18 protein-coding genes and 1 pseudogene are annotated in these 18,576 nt (G+C 66.5%); 10 read left to right on the plus strand and 9 right to left on the minus strand.

The annotated features are described in order from the left end of the window. Positions 1-81: 81 nt before the first annotated feature. Entirely contained in the window at positions 82-783 is a 702-nt protein-coding gene (locus JMJ56_RS29045; protein ID WP_202835243.1) for a hypothetical protein, read from the plus strand. Positions 784-805: 22 nt separating this feature from the next. Continuing rightward, positions 806-2,878 (plus strand): ATP-dependent helicase, encoded by a 2,073-nt coding sequence (locus JMJ56_RS29050; protein WP_202835244.1) that lies wholly within the window; start codon positions 806-808, stop codon positions 2,876-2,878. Between the two features lie 32 nt (positions 2,879-2,910). Here the strand turns inward: JMJ56_RS29050 and JMJ56_RS29055 are convergent, their stop codons facing one another. Continuing rightward, on the minus strand, positions 2,911-3,684 hold the full coding sequence (locus JMJ56_RS29055; protein WP_328702501.1) for a DUF72 domain-containing protein: 774 nt from the start codon (positions 3,682-3,684) through the stop codon (positions 2,911-2,913). A gap of 362 nt (positions 3,685-4,046) precedes the next feature. Here JMJ56_RS29055 and JMJ56_RS29060 point away from each other — a divergent pair, with 362 nt between their 5' ends. Further along, complete coding sequence (locus JMJ56_RS29060) at positions 4,047-4,739, plus strand: ParA family protein (protein WP_236038784.1); 693 nt, start codon at positions 4,047-4,049, stop codon at positions 4,737-4,739. Then, positions 4,736-5,488: a hypothetical protein gene (locus tag JMJ56_RS29065; protein ID WP_202835245.1), complete on the plus strand. Its 753-nt coding sequence runs from the start codon at positions 4,736-4,738 to the stop codon at positions 5,486-5,488. Before JMJ56_RS29060 ends, JMJ56_RS29065 begins: the two co-directional genes overlap by 4 nt. A gap of 182 nt (positions 5,489-5,670) precedes the next feature. Here the strand turns inward: JMJ56_RS29065 and JMJ56_RS29070 are convergent, their stop codons facing one another. Next, positions 5,671-6,627: a replication protein RepA gene (locus JMJ56_RS29070; protein ID WP_202835246.1), complete on the minus strand. Its 957-nt coding sequence runs from the start codon at positions 6,625-6,627 to the stop codon at positions 5,671-5,673. A gap of 639 nt (positions 6,628-7,266) precedes the next feature. Here JMJ56_RS29070 and JMJ56_RS29075 point away from each other — a divergent pair. Beyond that, a complete protein-coding gene (locus JMJ56_RS29075; RefSeq protein WP_202835247.1) occupies positions 7,267-8,238 on the plus strand; it encodes a Bug family tripartite tricarboxylate transporter substrate binding protein in 972 nt (323 codons plus the stop codon). Between the two features lie 173 nt (positions 8,239-8,411). Here JMJ56_RS29075 and JMJ56_RS29080 read toward each other — a convergent pair whose 3' ends face one another. The 5 genes and pseudogenes from JMJ56_RS29080 to JMJ56_RS35405 all read right to left on the minus strand — a co-directional run bounded on the left by JMJ56_RS29080 (position 8,412) and on the right by JMJ56_RS35405 (position 11,730). After that, positions 8,412-9,116 (minus strand): ferredoxin reductase, encoded by a 705-nt coding sequence (locus JMJ56_RS29080; protein WP_328702502.1) that lies wholly within the window; start codon positions 9,114-9,116, stop codon positions 8,412-8,414. A 50-nt stretch (positions 9,117-9,166) separates the two neighbouring features. Then, positions 9,167-9,682, minus strand: a complete 516-nt coding sequence (locus JMJ56_RS29085; protein ID WP_328702503.1) for a molybdopterin-dependent oxidoreductase — start codon at positions 9,680-9,682, stop codon at positions 9,167-9,169. Further along, positions 9,604-10,005: pseudogene (locus JMJ56_RS36275) on the minus strand (Rid family hydrolase); the annotation flags it as partial. The gene JMJ56_RS29085 and the pseudogene JMJ56_RS36275, both read right to left, overlap by 79 nt. Positions 10,006-10,259: 254 nt before the next feature. Further along, positions 10,260-11,147 (minus strand): alpha/beta fold hydrolase, encoded by an 888-nt coding sequence (locus JMJ56_RS29095; protein WP_202835249.1) that lies wholly within the window; start codon positions 11,145-11,147, stop codon positions 10,260-10,262. A gap of 145 nt (positions 11,148-11,292) precedes the next feature. Beyond that, the gene (locus tag JMJ56_RS35405) at positions 11,293-11,730 is read right to left on the minus strand and encodes a cupin domain-containing protein (protein WP_202835250.1); all 438 of its coding nucleotides are present in this window, start codon (positions 11,728-11,730) and stop codon (positions 11,293-11,295) included. Positions 11,731-12,064: 334 nt separating this feature from the next. On the opposite strand from JMJ56_RS35405, the gene JMJ56_RS29105 reads away from it, so the two are divergent. The 4 genes from JMJ56_RS29105 to JMJ56_RS29120 all read left to right on the plus strand — a co-directional run bounded on the left by JMJ56_RS29105 (position 12,065) and on the right by JMJ56_RS29120 (position 15,582). Further along, positions 12,065-12,568, plus strand: a complete 504-nt coding sequence (locus JMJ56_RS29105) for a fasciclin domain-containing protein (RefSeq protein ID WP_202835251.1) — start codon at positions 12,065-12,067, stop codon at positions 12,566-12,568. A gap of 328 nt (positions 12,569-12,896) precedes the next feature. Then, positions 12,897-13,454 carry a DUF417 family protein gene (locus JMJ56_RS29110; RefSeq protein ID WP_202835252.1) on the plus strand — a complete coding sequence of 186 codons (558 nt, stop codon included), beginning with the start codon at positions 12,897-12,899 and terminating at the stop codon, positions 13,452-13,454. 44 nt (positions 13,455-13,498) lie between these two features. Then, on the plus strand, positions 13,499-14,596 hold the full coding sequence (locus JMJ56_RS29115; RefSeq protein WP_202835253.1) for a cytochrome P460 family protein: 1,098 nt from the start codon (positions 13,499-13,501) through the stop codon (positions 14,594-14,596). Continuing rightward, complete coding sequence (locus tag JMJ56_RS29120; protein ID WP_202835254.1) at positions 14,593-15,582, plus strand: cation diffusion facilitator family transporter; 990 nt, start codon at positions 14,593-14,595, stop codon at positions 15,580-15,582. The genes JMJ56_RS29115 and JMJ56_RS29120 overlap by 4 nt, the downstream gene beginning before the upstream one ends. 38 nt (positions 15,583-15,620) lie before the next feature. Here the strand turns inward: JMJ56_RS29120 and JMJ56_RS29125 are convergent, their stop codons facing one another. After that, positions 15,621-16,541 (minus strand): LysR family transcriptional regulator, encoded by a 921-nt coding sequence (locus JMJ56_RS29125; RefSeq protein ID WP_236038788.1) that lies wholly within the window; start codon positions 16,539-16,541, stop codon positions 15,621-15,623. Positions 16,542-16,839: 298 nt separating this feature from the next. On the opposite strand from JMJ56_RS29125, the gene JMJ56_RS29130 reads away from it, so the two are divergent. Then, a complete protein-coding gene (locus tag JMJ56_RS29130) occupies positions 16,840-17,460 on the plus strand; it encodes a GntR family transcriptional regulator (RefSeq protein WP_202835256.1) in 621 nt (206 codons plus the stop codon). 120 nt (positions 17,461-17,580) lie between these two features. On the opposite strand, the gene JMJ56_RS29135 is transcribed toward JMJ56_RS29130, so the two are convergent. Then, positions 17,581-18,507, minus strand: coding sequence for a LysR family transcriptional regulator (locus JMJ56_RS29135; protein WP_202835257.1), 927 nt, complete (start codon positions 18,505-18,507; stop codon positions 17,581-17,583). Between the last annotated feature and the right edge of the window lie 69 nt (positions 18,508-18,576).

Consider the following 18,576-nt stretch of genomic DNA (forward strand, 5'->3'; position numbering starts at 1 on the left):
CCAGCAAGCCCGCGCCGGCATCCGGGAAGCCGGGCATGGACAAGCGATCGCTACGGTCCCGCCTGTGCTACGGTCCTAGCTATGGAGCCTGCCGAACCGCCCTCGCCCCCCTGCCCCACGCGCCTGCCCTGGGACTTTCATCCGGCGCTGACCGAGGAGCGGTTGCGGATCTGCGCCCGCATGCTGGCCAATGCCCGGCGGGATGCCCTGGCCATGGCGAGCTACGAGCTGGGCGACGACCCATGGTCGGTCGGCTGCCGCGCTTTCGCCTTCGGCCGGCATCGGCTGGAACGGGCCGCCAGTTCGGGCGACTATCCCTGGCTCGAGGTGCTCGACGACAGCGCCCACTTCGTCTTCGTCATCGGCGGGAACGGCAACGGCGTGCCGGTGCGCTTCTATCGCGGCGCGGCGGAGGAGCCAACCGAGCGCACCCTCAAACGGCAGGAGGTCGAGGTGCAGCAGCTCTCCCTGGCGCTGGGCGAGGCCGCGGCCGAGGGGCTGGCCTTCCGCCTGGCGGTGGAGACGGATGGGACCGGCCGGGTGGACCGGGTGGTGTTCCTGGCGCTGCGCGGCGAGGACCGAGTCGAATGCTTCTGGCCGGTGCCGCTGGAGCTGCCGGCCGCGGTGGCCGCCGGCAGCGGGGTCCAGCTGCGGCTCATCGCCGATGACTGCTATACCGGGCCCGACGAGGCTGCCAGCCGTCCGTCCCCCCTGCCCCCTGCCCTACCTCGCCGCAAACCGGCCGCCACCAGCCAGCAGCGGCCGCAAACCACCCTGTTCTAGCCAAACCTGCCGGGACCTTCCCATGTCCGCGCATCTCGCGCCTCTGAACCCGGCGCAGCGCGCCGCGGCAACCGCGCCGGCGCCCGTGCTGGTGCTCGCCGGTGCCGGCTCGGGCAAGACCGAGACTCTGATCCGGCGGGTGGCCAACCTCATCCTGGGCGGTGAGGCGCCAGATCGCCTGCTCTGCATCACCTTCACCGCCAAGGCCGCTGCCGAGATGCGCAGCCGCCTCACCACCCTGCTCGGACCGGAGCAGACACCGCGCTGGGTCGGCACCTTCCACGCGGTCATGGCCCGGCTGCTGATCGAAGACGGCGCTGGCGTCCCGGACCTGCCGCGCGGCTTTGCCATCCTCGGCCAAGGCGATGCCCGGGAGCTGCTGATGCAGGCGGCCGGCATCCAGGACCGCAAGGAGGCCAGCCTGTTGCAGGAAGCTGTGTCGCTGCTCAAGAACGGCCTGGTGACCGATCCCCGCCGGCTGCCTCACTCCTCAGCACTGGGCCGCTTCGAGCCGGAGATGCTGGCGCGGGCGGCGGCCGTGCTGCCAGCCTATCAGGCCGCCCTGACGGGGCGGCAGGCGCTGGACTTCGACGACCTGATCGCCACGCCGGTCGCAGCCATGCACGCCGATCCAGCCTTGGCGGCGCATTGGTCCTCGCGTTGGGTGGAGATCTTGGTCGACGAGTACCAGGACACCAACCACGCCCAGCATGCGCTGGTGCGCCTGTTAGCCGGCAAGCCCGGCCGGGTCTTTGCCGTGGGCGACGATCTCCAGGCGATCTATGGCTGGCGCGGCGCCGACGTGACCCATATCCGGCGCTTTGGGAAGGACTACCGGGCCGCGCCCCCTGCCCTCAAGCTGGAGACCAACTACCGGTCGACCCCGACGATCCTGCGCGCCGCCAATGCCATCGCCGCTGAGGACCCGGAGGCGCTACCAAAGATCCTGCGCCCAGCTGACCCGAAGGCGTCGCCTGGACCCTCGATCACCATCCGGGAGGCACCGACAGCGGAGGATGAGGGCCGCGGTGCCTTGAGCTGGGTGCAGGCACTGCGGCGAAGGCAGCCAGAGCTGCCCTGGCGCGAGTGCGCGGTGCTGGTCCGGGCTGGCTTCGTAGCGGAACCGATCCTGGCCGCCCTGCGCCAAGCGGATGTGCCGGTGCGGCTGGTTATGGACCGGGAGCCGGAACCTCCAAAGGAGGTCTTGGCCACGACGGCCTGGCTGCGGTTGGCAATGAGCCGTAACCGCGGCGGCAAGCCCGGCGCCCATGTCTGGGATCCCGCCGCTGATGATGCCTTCCGCCGAGCCTGCGCCTTTCCAGCGCGCGGCATCGGCGGGGCTTTGTTCGGGCGGTTGCGAGAGCACGCCGCAGAGCGGGGTCTCGCCCTGGCCGCGGCTGTGGCGACCCTGCCCGGCACACCGGCGGAGCGGCAGAGGCTTGAGGCCGTGCTCGGCGTAGCCGGCGAGATCGCGGACGGTGTGACCCGGCGGACGCTTGGCCCGGCTGATGCGCTGCGGCTGGCGGCTGAGGCCAGTGAGATCGCGGAGCGGCTGGGCCTCGACGGCAAGCTTGGCCATGCCTGGACGGCCGCGCTGCGGGCGGCGGAGCAGGCCGGCAGCGTGGCGGCCTACTGCGACGGGGCAGCGCTCGGTGCCATGCTTGGCGACGCCGAGCCCGCCGATGCCGTGCAGGTGCTGACGCTGCACCGAGCCAAGGGGCTGGAGTTCGACCATGTCCTGCTGGCGGGTCTCGAGGAGGGTGTCTGGCCGAATTGGCAGGCGGAACAGCAAGGCGCGATCGCCGAGGAACGCCGGCTCTTCTATGTCGGCGTCACCCGCGCCCGGCACTCGCTCCAGCTAAGCTGGGTGCGGCGGCGCCGCGACTGGGCCGGCAAGCCATCACGCTTCCTGGCCGAGATCCCGAAGGCGTTGACCGAGGCCGGCGCGGCGTCCTGGCAAGCCAAGGGTTCCGGACCGGCCAGCCGCACGACGGCTATCCGGCAGGTGCGGCCGGTGAAGCCACCGTCCCAAGCCGAGACGGACCGACTGGTCGCTGAGTTCACAGCCCGCAAGGCGGCGAAGGCGCCGCGGTGACGTCTTGCATGCCGGCGCCCGCGTTCGGTCGATCATGCGGCCGGTCCGGGTAATCCTGGCGACACTCCGACGCCAGGGCAAACCGTTTCGGTTTTTACCGCCAACGCATCGTGTGTGGCTGCCCCTTCGGCCGTATTGTCGAAGATGCACCAGACCTCCACGTTGAGGCTGGAGAGTCGGTGCCGCAGCCGGTCAAGAAAGGCCTGTGGATAGGGTGAGTAGTACATGCGTGGCGAGCCGTGCAGCCGAAAGTAGTTCAGCGCCTGCCATCCACCAGGCTCAGCGGCGCGCGGGACCGGTGCCGGATCGGCGGCGACGCGCGCTATGCGGTGCTCAACCAGCACCGCATCGACCTCGTCAGTGAACCAGCTTGGGTGCCGCGGCTCGCAGGCCAGATCACCGGCGAAGCTGGTGCGCAGATACCGAAGGAAATCGGCTACAAGATCTTGGTGAAAGACCAAGCTGGGTGGAAGCTGGATCAGCAGGGGCCCAAGCTTGGGTCCAAGAAGGCGGACCTCCTCTAGGAACCGCGCTAGCGGCTCTGCGGTGTTGGCGAGCCTTCGGGTGTGGGTAACTTCTTTCGAGATCTTCACGGCAAAGCGGAAGTCGGGCGGAACACTGGCGGCCCAACGCTTATAGGTGCTGGCCCGATGCGGCCGATAGAAGGACGAGTTGATCTCGACAGCTGGAAGCCGCTGGCTATAGCGCTGGAGATGGCTGCCTTCCACAGGAAAGCGATCAGCTTGCGCTGCCGGGATCGACCAGCCAGCCGTTCCAACCCGCGGTGTCTTCGGCATCTCGTTCATCTAAGGTGTTACCCCGCTGCTGCATGGGCCGAAGGTTGGTGATGGCGCACAGAGGTTAGATGCGCAGACAACATAGCTTCACCCGAGCTGGGTCAAGCAACGCGCGGCCCATGCAGCGTCTCCTATGGCTGGTGCAGGTGTGAACCTACATGGTCGCAGCTCCCTTCGTATGCGCCGGGCACTAGGTGCTGGGGGTGACGCTGGCGCTGGCTGCCCTGAGGATCAAGCCGCTCGCCGCCCATGAACGTACGATCCAGTTTGACATGTCTAATTACAGCTTTCTATCCTACGCCTCCACGTGATCGTGGACACGGCGCAGTAAGGAAATGTATTGCGGCTCCGGAAGTTAGGGGGATCGAGGGATGCCGCAGGCCGCCGCGCGACAGCGCGCCGTAGAGGCGAAGGATATGCGCTGCCGTGTCTTATTGATCAGCAGCCCGAAGGGCGGGTCTGGCAAGTCGGTGCTCAGCCGCCACATCCTTGTCAGCGCAGCACAAGCGGGCATCAACGCGATCGGGCTCGACTTCGACCGGCAGCAGACGCTGCTGAAGTGGGCGGCGCGGCGCGCTCGCACGCGCGAGGCCTTCCCAGACTTCGCAGATACGCTCGTCGAGCCCGTGTCGCTTGGTGACTGGCGCGGAGCGCTGCGCCGGACGGAGGGCTACCGGCTCGCCGTGCTCGACACGCCGCCGAGTGTAGAGGATCACCTGCCGGCGATCGACGGCCTTGGTGAGGCGGCCGACTTGATTTTAATTCCTGCCGTTTGTACGCAGGACGATGTAGAATCCGTTGCCCCTTGGGTGAAGGCGCTGACCGGCAAGGGCTTCACGACCTCGGTCGTCTTGAATCGCGCCAACCGCCGGACGACAAGCTACGCGCGAATGCGTGGCGTCCTGGTGAAGGCGGGTTCGGTCTGCCCAACAGAACTGCCACAGCTGGAGGACATCCATGTGCCCTCCACAAAGGGGCTGACGCTCCTGGACTACTCGAAGTCGCGTGGGATCGAGCCCTTCGAGGAGATCTGGGCCTACGTGCGCCGGGAGATGAAGCTGTGAGCTCGGCGGTTGGAAAGCGATCGAAGGCTGCGCTGAAGGCGTTTCTTGCGGCGGAGGAGGACTCCGCGACTGAGGGGGCCGTCGTTGACCCAAGGGCGGTCGAGCTCCGCTCGCTCGGTGCCGAAGACCCGGCCGCGCTCCAAGCCATCCGCGAGGTCTTCGCCGGCACGAGCCTACCTGACGACCAAGAGAAGGTCCGCCGCATTCTCCGCACCCGCAGCGAGATCCAGAAGGAATGGGGCGACGCCCGAGATTCCTTCCTCGCCATAGGCCGGGCACTGATCTCGCTAGAGTCCGAGCTGACGAAGGCCGAGTTTGCGCGTCTGCGACACGGCACGGAACGTCTCTTCCCGTTCTCCGATGCTACGGCAACGCAGTTCCGCCAGATCGCGCGCGCCGTGGACGGGGGGCGAATCCCTGTGACCGCTTGCCCGGGCAGCTACGGCACCGCCTACCAGATCACATTGCTAACCGAGCCACAGCTGCGTGTGGCGCGGGAGAGAGGGTTGATCCGCGCCGACGTGACCCGGCGCGAGATCATGCAGCTCCGTCGGGAGGTGGCGGCCGATGGGGCTGAGCCGCCACCACCTGGGCGCCTGGACCGGGCGCGGCTGCGTGAGGAGCGGGCCAGGCTCGGTGAACGGCGCACGCGTTTGGCCGAGGAGTTAGCAATGGTGGATCGCCGGATCGCGCAGATCGACGAGCTGCTGTCGCCGGTGATCGACGGTGAGGCTGAGACGGTCGGTTAGGCCTGCGTTGCAGGGTAGGGAAGGGGAGTGCGCTTCCGCCGTCCGCACCCCTGGACTCTGGCGGGAGATTGGCGTGCGGGATTTGTGAGAAGAGCCGAAATTCCAGGCGAGGCTGGACTTTGGCGGGACGGTTAGACTGAAGTTTCCCAGAAAGTCCTTCCGAGACTGGACTCTGTCGGGGCTTAGCCGCCTGCGACGCGGCGCGCCCCGCGACCGGCGGGCGTCACCACCCGCGGTGAGCTTGGCGTCACCGGCGGCCGCGACGGGCGCAGGGTAATTCCCCGTTCCTGAACCTCAACGTCTGCGTCAGGGTAGACCGCCGTGGCGAGGGCCAGGGTATCCTTGAATTGGTCCTTGAAATGGTCGATGCGCTTTACGCCGCGGCCGAACTGCCCGTGCAGCGCGCGCCAGCCGATCGGCGTGGGCTCGGTCAGCGCGTGAAGGCGGTAGGCGAGCCAGCAGTAGACGTCGAGCGCCATGCTGTTGTTGGCGATTTGCCGGACCGCCGTCTCCTCTATTGGGACGGGATGCTTCTTAAGCTGTTGGAAGAACATGTCCGACAGCGTCGCTGTTTCGATGAAAAGGCTGCCTTGCGCGTTATCGTCCTCGACGAACATCGAGGTGTCGAGCAAGTTCTGGTTTACGAGCCCGGTGCGGTTGCCTTGCTTGATGGTGAAGGTCATCCGGCAGCGGCTCAAGCGTTCGGCTTGGTCGCGCACGTCCTTCATAGATTTGCCGCCAATCGGGATGCCGAGCCGGCGCAGCCAAGCGTGCAGGCTCTTCCCAAGCTCAATCTCGCGGCTGTTCGTGCGTATCGCCTCGGACTGAAGGTAGAGCAGGATGAGGCGCGCGCGGCTGCCGTAGGGGACTCCGACGCTGACCGGCTGGCCGTCTGGTACGGCCCGGAGGCCGGGCTGTACGATGAGGGTGACGCGCTCGGTCGTGATCTGCCAAGGCGCGTCGTCGGGCAAGCGCTTGTGTGGAAGGGCAGCCTGGGCCCAGCCGGAGTACAGGAAGCCGATCTCGACGTCCTCGCTAGCGAGGTAGGCGGCAGCTGCCTCGACCACTCGACGGTCAAAATCAGAACGGAGTGCGACCTCCCGGCCTGCCTCCCTCAATAGCTTGTGGACCTCACCCATGGCGATCACTCATTGGAATGGGCGTCAATCTGCCGGCCGGTGAGGGTGTCGTCATGCTGGACTCTTTCGGGACTTGCCAGAACTACTTGTTTTAATCCTTGTAGTGAGCGGGCAGAGTCCAGTGGAAAACCGGGCAAGGTCCTGAATCCCCTCGGATGTCTACGGCGCGAACGCTCCCGCCAAAGTCCAGCTTTTACCCGTGAAAGATCAGTATTCGCCTGACGCCAATTGACACGAGACGGCATAGGCCGGCAACGACTCGGAAGCCCCGGTAAAGTCCAGGCCCTTGCCTGAGCTCGCCGTTTGTTCCGTTAACGTCACATGCCGCGCTGCGTCGCTCCTGGATTAATTAACGGGCAGAGACGGCACTAGCTAACTCCATCGGTCAGCACGCACCCGGCCGTGTCCGACTTCCTCGCGGCGCTCGGCCACCGAGAACTCCCGCTTATTGTGGACGCGCTCAAGTGCTTCGCAGAGTTTCTCTGACGATACAGTCACCGGCGGCTCCCCGGCGGAGGGACCAAGACAGTGGGGCTTTTTGCGTAGGGGCCAATTTTGTCAGATCGCTTGTCCCGCACCGGCAAGAATGGATGATGTGGGTTCTTCGAACATGCAGAGCTTCGAGAGAGGGACAAGGCCATGACCATCGGACCGACACGGCGCGGCATGCTAGGCATCGCGGCTTCCGTCACCCTGGCCACGCCAGCCCTCGCGGCGTATCCGACCCAGCCCATTCGGGTCGTCGTGCCTTGGAACCCAGGAGGACCGGCCGACATCGTTATCCGCGCGCTAGCCCCGGCCATGGCGCCAGCGCTCGGCCAGCCCGTGGTGATTGAAAACCGCGCCGGTGCGAACGGCGCCGTGGGCACGCAGGCCGTCGCGCGCGCGTCGCCGGACGGGCATACGCTGATCCTTGCGAATGCCGAGACGCACACGATCAATCCGCTGATTTACCCGCGCCTGCCCTACGATGCCGTCGCCGATTTTCAGCCCATCAGCGTCATCGTGCACGCTCCCTGCGTGCTGCTCGTGCGACCAGAATTCGGAGTGAATAATGTGGAGGAGTTCGTGGCCAAGGTGCGCGGGCAGCTCGGAAGGTTCACCTACGCCACATGGGGTATCGGGAGCACCTCGCACCTTGCGATGGAAGCGCTCAGCCGCCAGGCGAAGCTGCAGATGCTGCACGTTCCCTTCACGGGCGGCGCGCCGGCCAGCACGGCGCTGGTTTCGGGGCAGGTCGACGCCGCCTTTCTCAATGCCGGCCCAGCGGAGGCCCTGGCGCGCGACGGGAAGGTGAAGATCCTAGCGGTGGGCGGGCCGCAGCGCCTGCCATTGCTGCCGGATGTACCGACGTTAGCCGAGCGATCGCTTCCGGTGAATGCCGCAACCTGGTTCGGCCTTCTCGGGCCCGCGAAGATGCCGGAGGATGCGGTCGGGCGCATAGCGTCCGCTGTTGTCGAAGGACTGAAATCCCCTGCGGTGCAGGAGCTGTTCCGAGCGCAGGCCGTCATCCCCGATGCGCACGGCCCGGAGGCGATGCGGGTCTTCATCGCCGAGGACGTCACGAACCGAACCGACCTCGTGCGCGACCTCGACATCCGACTGGAGTGAACCCGCCAGCGGGGCGTGGTTCGAAGCCGGTCCACACATGCGATAAAACCCGCATCCCGCACGAAATACGGTTATACGCCCGCCTGGGCGTTTCCATAGCGCGCCTTATTCAACAACGTAGGTCAGCCACTGCGCTCAATGTCAGTTACCAGCCAATACACTGACAAGGCTCGCTACCAGCCGAACCGTTCCGTGCGAACGGTCTGTGGGTCGAAACCCAGATCGAGAAGATGCCCGGTCACGGCTTCCACGAACGGGTTCGATCCGCACACAAAGGTAAGGCGCGGCGCGACGCCTAGCCTCGCCAGCGCGGCTTCCAGTAGTGGGGCATCGATCCTGCGGCCAGCGTCCTGCGGCCGGCGAGCCGCATCTCGGGACAGGCTCAGCATGAGAGCGAAACCGGCTCCGGCCGCGTCGAGCGCGTGCAACTCCTCGCGGTAGATCACATCGTTCCAGGTGCGCGCGGCCTGGAGCAGGACGACAGCGACGTCGCCACCGACCGCAGTGCTGTGGCGCACGATCGACATAAGCGGCGCGATTCCGGAACCCCCGGCGATGAGCAAGAGAGGTCCGCCGTCCGCAGCATTCCAAACAAAGTGGCCGCCGAACGGGCCGCGAACCTCAAGAACGTCGCCGACCGCCGCAACATCGTGAAGGAAGGGGGAGATCTCGCCGTCCTTGAGGCGCTCGACTACGAGTTCGTAGAGCCCCGCCAACCCGGGCTCCGACGCTACCGAGTAGCTTCGCTGCACCTCGTAGCCATCCGGCGCGGTGAGCCGGACGTCGAGGTGCTGACCAGCTCGAAAGAAGCGCCACTTCTGTGGACGCAGGTAAAAGCTCTTTACCTTCGCCGTCTGGGTTTCAATGCGTTCGATCACGGCCGCCTGCCACAAAAGGTGGTCTGCCTGAGTGTCCGCATCCGTCACGGTCAATTGCCCGAGAAACGCTGCTCGCGCCAGGGATCTCCGTAGGTGTGGTAGCCGCGCAGCTCCCAGAAACCGGCCTCGTCGCGCTCGGTGAACTGGAGCCCGCTGATCCACTTCGCCGATTTCCAGAAGTAGAGGTGCGGTACGAGGAGCCTCGCCGGCGCGCCATGCTCCGGCGCGAGTGAATTACCCGCGTAACGCGTGGCCACCATCGCCTTGCCGCCGACGAGGTCCGCCACAGGCACATTCGTTGAGTAGCCGTCGTAGGAGTGCGCCAACGCGAAGGGCGTCGGCGGCGCAAGCCCGGCGTCGGCGAGAAGATCGTCGATGAGAACTCCGGTCCACGTGGTGTCCAGCTTGGACCACTTGGTCACGCAGTGGATGTCGCGGTTCACCTCGGTCCGCGGCAAGACGCAGAACTCCGCCCAGTTCCAACGCTTTACCAAGCGTGGACCGGCCTTAAGCGCGAACGACCAGTTGTCGAGAGTGACCCGCGGCGTAGGCCCGGCCGAGAGCACCGGGAAGCCTTGGGTGATGGACTGTCCCGGTGGGACGCGATCCGCAACCTCGGGGGCAGGACGCCGGCCCGTGAAACCTCTCGTTGCCATGACAATGCTCCTTGATTAAGCGGGGGAGGAAGGCGCGCGACGATCTTGATCTGGAAGTCGAAGCCCGCCAGCCAAGTCACGCCCACCGCGGTCCAGTGCAGGTATGGCGGGCCGCCGACCACCTCTGTCCGGACGGTGGACACCGCCTTAAACTGCGTGGCCGGGTCGGTGTGGAAGGTAGCCACGTCCACGACGTCGTCGAAGATGCAGCCGGTAAACGCCAGCACGGCCGCGAGGTTGGAGAAGGCGAGCTGGACCTGCGCCTCGAAGCCCGGCTGGGCGGGTCGTCCGCGCGGCTGCCGACCCGGCTCGAGACGAACAGGAAATCGCCCGAGCGAACCGCCGCCGAATAGCGGTTGGTCTCGTACAGGGTTTGCGGGCTGACGGGGAAAATCACATCATGCTTGGCCATCGCTTCGCTCTTGTTTAGTTGAGACACGCTAGGCTGCCCGGCGGGTGCAACGGCGACCACACGGAGCCCGGCTCTTCAGGATGGCGCCGCTTTCCACTGTCCCTCCGGCATGCGGCGGCCCAAGAAGTCGCGCATCAGCGTGGCGATTTCACGATGGTGGGTCTCCAGCGCGAAATGGCCCGCGTCGAGGAGATGGATCTCGGCGTCCGGGTTGTCGCGGCGGTAGGCTTCAGCGCCGGACGGGAGGAAGAAGGCGTCGTTCTTGCCCCACACCGCCAATACGGGTGGCCGGTGCCTGCGAAAGTATGCCTGATAAATCGGGTAGAGCGCGACGTTGGTCGCGTAGTTCAGGATGAGGTCGAGTTGGATCTCCTCTGCCTCAGGCCGATGCATGTAGAAGGTGTCGAGGACATAACCGTCCGGCGAGATCAGCTCAGAGGGAGCTCCGTGTTCGTGCTGGAAGCGGATTGCCTCGTCGGTCAGGGATGCGCGCGTCGCGTCGCGATGCGCGGGCGTCGGCTTGCGCCAGTAGGTTTCCCACGCGGCCCATTCCTTGCTGAACCCCTCAACATAGGCGTTACCGTTCTGGGTGATGATCGCTGCCACACGCTCGGGGTGCTTCAGGGCAAGGCGCAGCCCGATCGGTGCACCGTAGTCGAAGATGTAGAGCGCATACCGGACTAGGCCGATCGCGTCGACGAAACCACCAACGACCTCCGCGAGTGAGTCGAAGGTGTATTTGAACTTGCCACGCGGGGGCGCCTTGGTCTGGCCGAACCCGGGTAGATCAGGAGCTATAACGCGGTACCGGTCAGCCAAGGCGGGGATCAGGTCGCGGAACATGTGGCTCGATGATGGAAAGCCATGCAGAAGCAGGACGACCGACGCGTCGCTAGCCCCGGCCTCCCGGTAAAATACTTCCACGTCCCCGACGCTTCGCGTGCGGTATTGAACAGCCGACATCCAATCCTCCTTGGGCGGGTGGGTGCGCGGTCCGCCTCGACCATGCGAGGCGTCGCCATACGAGGTTCAGGCACGCCAAACTCCACGACGAAGCGCCAAGTGCGGCTGTGACGAGCGAGCGGGGGCGGATCGGAGACCCTGCGGGTCAGCCGGCCGGCCTAGCTAGCGGCCTGCCCTGGTTGACGATGTAGATGGCCAGCGTTCTAATTGGCCCATCGCCACTGTTCACCGCCCGATGGATCTTGCCAGCCGGAATGGCGTAGCTTTCGCCGGCCCTAATCGTCCGCGGCGCCTCGCCATCGATCTCCAGCACAAAGCCGCCCTGCAGCACGTAGCCGATCTCGTACTCGGCATGGCTGTGGCGCTCGGCGGCCGCCCCCGGGGCGATCTCGGCGACGCCCATGATTTGGTCCTTCCCAGGCACACCAGCGAGCGCCACCTGCTGCAGCACTGTCCATGTAATGCCTTCGATTCTGTGGTCGGCCTCCTGAGCCGCCAAGCCTCCCGCAGACCTCACGACCATACCCGGGGCGACGGCGAGCAGCGCCGTGGCGCCGACGATGCTACGGCGTTGTCCGTTCACAGCAACCTCCTTCGGATGGACCTGGCTTCTTGAACCGTCCGGCTCTTCAGGGGCGGCGCGCCGGCACCTGCGTCCGCATGTGGCTGCTCCTCCTGCCCGATGACCGCACGGATCGTCTCGGCGAGACTCCCACCTGTGTCGCTCCGGGTGAAATGCCCTTTTGCTATGATTTCGATGCTTCGCATCGCTACCGCCCATGGCACCATAGCGGCCGGCCATCGAACCCATAGCACGCTGCTTCTTTCCATCGGGGCTTCCGCCGACGATCGTCCGACCGGTAGACGCCGCAGCCCGTTACAAGGGTCAGTGCGGCGGACGTTGGACGGAGGACACCATGCTCGAACGACGCAGCCTTGGCCTGGCGAGTGCCGGATTTCTCGTTGGCGCGATCCCCGCGGTCGCTGCCCGTGCGCAATCGCAGACCCTATTCGACCTTATCCAACGCTCCGACGAGACGAGCCGATTCGCCGGCCTCATCAGGGCCGCCGGCGTGGAGGCAGAGTTCAGCGGCCCGCAGCGCCGCTCCGCCTTCGTGCCCAACAACGCCGCCGTGGAGCAAGTCCCGGCTGCCCGCATGCGCGATTTGGAGTCCGACAGGGCGCGGCTGCGTGCCCTGGTGCTGAACCACCTCGTCGAGGGTGCGACGATGATCAACCTTACCGTCGCCGACAGCGGCACCATGGGCACCGACCAATACAGCTCGTTGGGCCGGCAGCCGATTGCGGTCAGCTTCGGGTCCGGCGGGCTTCCGCGGGTCAATGGCGTCCCGGTCGTGCTGGCCAACGTGCCGGCGGGCAACGGCGTGATGCACGTTATCTCCGGCGTGATCGAGAACTGAGGCGGGCGAGGCGCACCGGCGACGCCCCTCGCTCGGCGCCGCGCCGCGCCGCGACCCGCCCACCCGCCAAGTCGCTTAGATCGAAGGCCGTCGGAGCCGTCAAACCGCAAATCCCCGACAGCGCCGCCGGCCTCGATCTCGCCGCCACCGGCGGAGCCTTACGCGAGGGGAGGAGTCGTACGGCGGCGCGGGACGACCTGGGGTTCACCGCGAAGCTCGTCGGCCAAAAACCCGCCCCCAGGACGCCTTTGTTCACGGGCGTGCCAAAGCCGTCGGTCGTCGGAGTTTCGGCTCCCTTGTTCGATGCGCATCAACGAAGGAGATCCGGATGCGATCCCACGCCGTCATTCGCGCCGAACGCCGAGGCGTCGGCGCGAGGACAATCGATAAAGCAGTCGTAGTCATCGGCCGTGCCGTCGCCCTTGCCGGCGTCATCCTGCCGCTGTTCCTGATCGGCATCCTGAAGTTCACCCGGGTCGAGGTGGACGCGCTCAGGCCGCTCATCGGCGGGACGCCCTGGCTCGCCTGGTTGTACCCGGCCTTTGGCGAATCCGGCGCGTCCCACCTGCTCGGTGCCGTCGAGCTCACCACCGCGGCGCTGTTCGTTGCCTCGCCCTGGTCAGTGCGGGCGAGCATCGCCGCCGGCGGGCTCGGTGCGCTGACCTTCGCGGTCACGGCTTCCACCATGCTCGCGCTGCCGATCTGGGAAGGCGCGTCGGGCGGCTTCCCGTGGCTCAACGCGACCGGCTCGTTCCTGGTCAAGGACGTGGCACTGCTGGGTATCAGTCTCGTCGTACTCGGCGAAGGCCTCGCCCGCCGATGCGAGGGCGGGCGCGCCGTGGCGGGCCGGATGGGCGACCCGGCGGCGAACCATCGAGATGTGTGAGGCATGGGTGGCGAGATGAGCCGCCCTTCGAGGAGGATATAGGAATGAAGGTTTTCGCATGGGCGGCTGGGGCGGGCGTGGCCGTCGCGGCGGTCGCCATCGCGGCGTTCGGGCAGTCCAGCCCTGGGTCTGGGCGGCCGGCCGGCGCGGCGCCCCCGCCCGCGCCGTACGAATCGCGCTACGCCGAGGACGGCTCTATGGTTCGCCCCGAGGACTGGCGGACCTGGGTGCTCGTTGGCGCACCCGCCGGCGCCTCCGACCAGAACGCGGAGAACCCGAACCACTTCCCCGGCACCCACCACGTCACCATGGACCCGGACAGCTTCACGCACTGGCGGCGCACCGGCCAGTTCCGCGACGGCACGGTGCTGGTGAAGGAGATCTTCGACCAGGTGTCGCGCATGTCGCCGAGCGGCGTCGGCTACTTCCAGGGCGCCGGCCGCTACGCGCTCGACATGGCGGTCCGCGACTGCCGCCGCTTCCGCGAGGAGCCGGAGTGCTGGGCCTACTTTTCCTTCAACGGCGAGGAGCACGGCCGCTATACCGAGGTCGGCCGGCAGTACCCTACGGCTGACTGCAACACTGCCTGCCACGTCGCCGCGGGGCACGAACGGTCCTTCGCGCAGTACTACCCGGTGCTTCGCCTTTCGCATCCCGCTGGCGACCCCGTCGCGGCGCGTGAGGCGGGGTGGCCGGCGGAGCGGGAGCGACTGCTGCGGGCGGCGGTCCCTGGCGGGACGGAGCACCGGATGGTCATGCTCGGCACCCCAGGCGATCCGCCTGGGCCGCAGTTCCGCTTCGAGCCCGCCCTGGTCCGCGCCGCACCGGGTGACACGGTGGCGGTTGTCGCCGACCACATCGCTAATACGCCGCGCAGCGCGGAGGGGATGATCCCCGATGGCGCCGAGCCCTTCGCCGGGCGCTACGGCACGGTGCTCCGCGTGCGGCTGACCGTGCCGGGGCTCTACGTCGTGCACGGGGTCGAGCACTACGCAGCGGGCCAAGCAGGATTGGTCATCGTTGACGGCGACACGCGGAACGCGGACGCCATCCGGGCGGCGCTGCCGCGGCACGCGCCGGCTGTGCGGCGCCGGGTCGAGGCACTGCTTGAGGAGGCGGGTGCGCCAGCACCGGCGCGATGAACGAGACCGCATCGTCCGCTGCGGCGGCCGAAACGGGCGAAAGGCGAGGGGCGAGCACCAACGGGACGAGGCGCCCGCAAACGGATATGGGAGGACGAGAGCGTCGCCTCCTCCTCGTCTCCGCCGCGGCGACGCTCTTCCTGTCGGCGGCCGGCGTTGCCGTCGGCGTCTGGACGGGGGCGAAGTCGATCGTGTTCGACGGCATGTACGGCGTCGTTGACGCTGGCATGACGCTCGTCGCTTGGTCGGTAGCGCGCCTGATCGCCCGGGGCGATGACCACCGGTTCCAGTACGGCTACTGGCACCTTGAGCCCATGCTCGCCTTCCTGAACGGGGCGGTGCTACTGTTCGCTTGCACATACGCCTTCGTCGACGGCGCCGGCGCTTTGCTGGCCGGCGGGCGCCCGGTCGGCGCCGATGTCGGCGTGGGCTACGCCGCCGCCGCCGCGGTCCTGAGCTTTGCGGCCTACGCCTACCTGCGGCACAAGGGCCGCGGGCTCGGGTCCACGCTGCTGGACCTTGACGCCCGCGCCTGGCTGCTGGGCGGGGCGCTCAGCGCCGGCCTGTGCCTCTCCTTCGTCGCGGCAGGGCTACTCGAAGGTGCCGGCGCCGCTCGGTCCGCGGCCTATGCCGACCCCGCGATCCTGGTCGCCCTCTCGATGTGCCTGGCCCCGTTCCCTGCCGCCGCGGTCGCCAGGTCCAGCCGCGAGATCCTCCAGGTTGCGCCGCTGGACCTAGACGCCCGCGTGGCCGGCATCGCGGGCGAGGCGGCAGCGCGATACGGCTTTGTCGAGCACCGGTCGCACGTCGCCAAGGTCGGCCGCGCGTGGTTCGTCGAGATCGGCTTCGTTGCGCCGTCCGCGGCGACCGCGAAGACCATGGGGGAGCTCGACACTATCCGGCAGGAAGTGGTGGACGCCATGGGAGGCCTCGGACCGGGTTGCTGGCTGACGGTCGACTTCACTGCCGACCGCCGCTGGATATGAACCTTCTGGCGGCGCCGGACCGGGATCGGGGCGGTGGTTCAGACGGTATGGCGGCGTTCCGCCGGCGCAGGGGAGACGCCAAGCGCGGATCGGCCGAACCACTTCTTCCGCATGGCCTCGCGCACGAGCGCGCCGGCTGCGGGCGAGTGGGGGCGCCCGCGGACGCTGACCAGGCCGACCTCGCGCAAGAATTCGGGCTCTACAAGGGGGAGCGCAACCACGCCTGGATGCCCGGCAGAATTGGCGGGCAGGATGCCGAAGCCGAGGCCGGCCGCGACCATCGCCAGGGCCCAGTCGTCGCGTTCGCTCCGGTAGGCCGGCGTGATCCCCTGCTCCTCCAGTACGGCGTCGGCGAAGCCGATGAACTCACAGTTGTTCCGTTGAACGTACCGCTCACCGTTCACCTCCTCAATGCGGACCGAACCCTGGCCGGCCCGCGGGTGTCGCGGGTGGACGACCATGATCATCCGTTCTCTGAAGAGTGGCAGCACGTGTGTCCGGCCGTCCGGCTCGCCGCCGGGGCTGGCGTAGATGGCCACCTCCAGGTCGCCCTCGATGAGGCGGGTCCGCAGCCTCTTGGCGGTGTCGTCGCAGAGCTGCAGCTCGATGCCCGGGTGTTCCGCTCTGATCGCTGTGATCAGGCCGATGAACTCGTCCGGCGCGATCGTGCACATGATCCCAAGCTTGAGCGGCGTCCGGTCCAGCCGCGCATATTCCCGCGCCAAGTGCCGCGAGGCCGAAGCCGCTGCGTAGATATCGGCCAAGTAGGGATGCACCATGCGACCGAGATCCGTGAGGTGGGTGTTGCGCCGCTCGCGGTGGAACAGCGGCCCGCCGAACTCGTGCTCCAGCAGCTTGATCGCCCGCGTTAGCGAGGGCTGAGAAACGCCGCACCTTTCGGCGGCGCGGGTGAAGTTGAGCTCCTCTGCGACCGCGAGGAAGTAATGAACCTGGCTCATCTCCATGGCGAGCACCTCCTCCGCGTCGGCCCGGGGAGCATCACTGGGTCGACAGCCTCTGGCCGACAAAAGCCGGTCCAGCACCCAGAACAGGCAAGTGTTCGAGCCCAGATTCTACCCACGACACTAAGCTAGTATTTTAGTAGTATAATACAAAGATTTCGTCAATGTGGTTACGTGCTGAACAGTGGCTCGGCTCGACAAGGACCGGTCGGTGGGCGACTCACTGACATAAGGAGGGACACTGAAAGAACGCAATGAGACGTCTAATCGGTCTCTGTTCGAGGCGGCGCACTTCGTGCTTGAGGAGATGATCGTCACGCTACAGCTTAAGCTCGGGAGCCTATGGTCTGAGGAGGCGCTGAGCGAGCGCGTCGGCATCGGCAGCACACCAGTCCGCGAGGCGGTGAAGCGGCTCCAGGTGGACAGCCTTCTGCAGATTCTGCCCCGCCATGGGCTGCAGATCGCCGAGATCGACCCGCATGAGCAGCTTCAGGTCGTAGACCTCAGGCGCGAGCTGGAAACCTTCGTCTCCGTCCGGGCTGCTAAGCGCGCGCTCCGCCCCGAGCGCGAGCGCCTGCGCATGCTGGCCGAGACGCTCGTTGCGCCGGCGCGTGAGGGCGATGTCGGCAAGTACACGCTGGGTGTGCTCGACGCCGACCGATACGTAGCGGAGATCGGGCGGAACCCCTTCGCGGCAAGGGCCATCTCGCCGCTGCACGCCCTCTCCCGGCGGTTCTACTTCGCCTTCTACGGGGAGCTCATGAACCTGCGAGACGCCGGCCCGCTGCACGTGGAGCGCGCGCGGGCCGTCGCTGACGGCGACGAGGCGCGGACACGCCGCGCGGGTGGCAGCGCTCATGGGCGAGATCGAGCGCTACACCCGCTTTATTTTCGAGGTAGGGCCGGCCCGACCTGATATGGCAGTACCAAATGCTGCTTACCGTCGAAGAAGCGCAGTTTTGGCTGTTCTTCCTCTGTCAGACGTCTCTTTCGTGATGCAGGTTACCAAGTTGCCGATGCACTTGACATCGCTTGGTCATCCTTCCGCTGAAAACCGCCGCGCCAAGTTCTGTTCGCGAAACGCCGCGGTCACATGATTGACGAAAGCGCGGGTTTTGGCAGGCAGCAATTTTTGGCTGGTAAAATAGAGCGATATAGCGCCGAGGTCAGCGTACCAGTCGGGCAGCAGGCGCTGCAACGTGCCGCTTTTCAGATGCCGCTCTACAAATGGTACGGCAATCATTGCGACTCCCATTCCCATCACGGCCGCACGGCATATCGCTTCGGGATCGTTGGCAACTACGCGCGCTTTGTGTTCCAGCGTTGCTTCGACGCCTTCACGGTTTCGCAGCCTCCAGACGCGTAGGCGACCGCTGAGAGCCGAGCGCATGGAGATTCCGTCCAGTTGTGCCAGATCGTTGGGTTGCTGCGGCGGTCGGCGGCCCTGCAAGTACTCCGGCGAAGCTACCGCAATGACATGCAGAGGCGCCAATCGTCGCGCTACCACGCCGGGCGACAATTCCATGCCACCGCCGATGGCAGCGTCAAAACTCTCGCCGATCAAATCGACTTGCCGGTTCTCGAAGCTCCAGTCCACCTGAATATCGGGATATCGCTCGATGAAGGTTGGCAGCAACGGCAACACATGATCCAGGCCAAAGATGAGGGCCATGCTTACCTTCAGTACCCCGGCTGGCTCGCCAGAATGCGTCCTCACATCGGCAATGGCCGATTGGATGGCCTCTACGCCGTCAGATACTGATGCCAGGAAACGCTCGCCATCCTCGGTGAGGGTCAGGCTGCGGCTGCTTCGCTGAAACAAGCGGACACGCAGATTGCGTTCCAACATGGCTACATTTCGGCTGACCGCTGCAGGCGTCACACCCAACCGTCGTGCCGCTGCAGAAAAACTGCCGCACTCGGCACTCCTGATAAAGGCCTCGAGATTAGCGAGTGTTTCCATGGGTCGATCTTAAACAGATCGTTGAGGCTACTTCTAGCCATCGATGCCTCATCCGAGCAGCGCCTATGT

This window comes from Belnapia arida (assembly GCF_016773205.1).
GTDB classification, from domain to species: Bacteria; Pseudomonadota; Alphaproteobacteria; order Acetobacterales; family Acetobacteraceae; genus Belnapia; species Belnapia arida.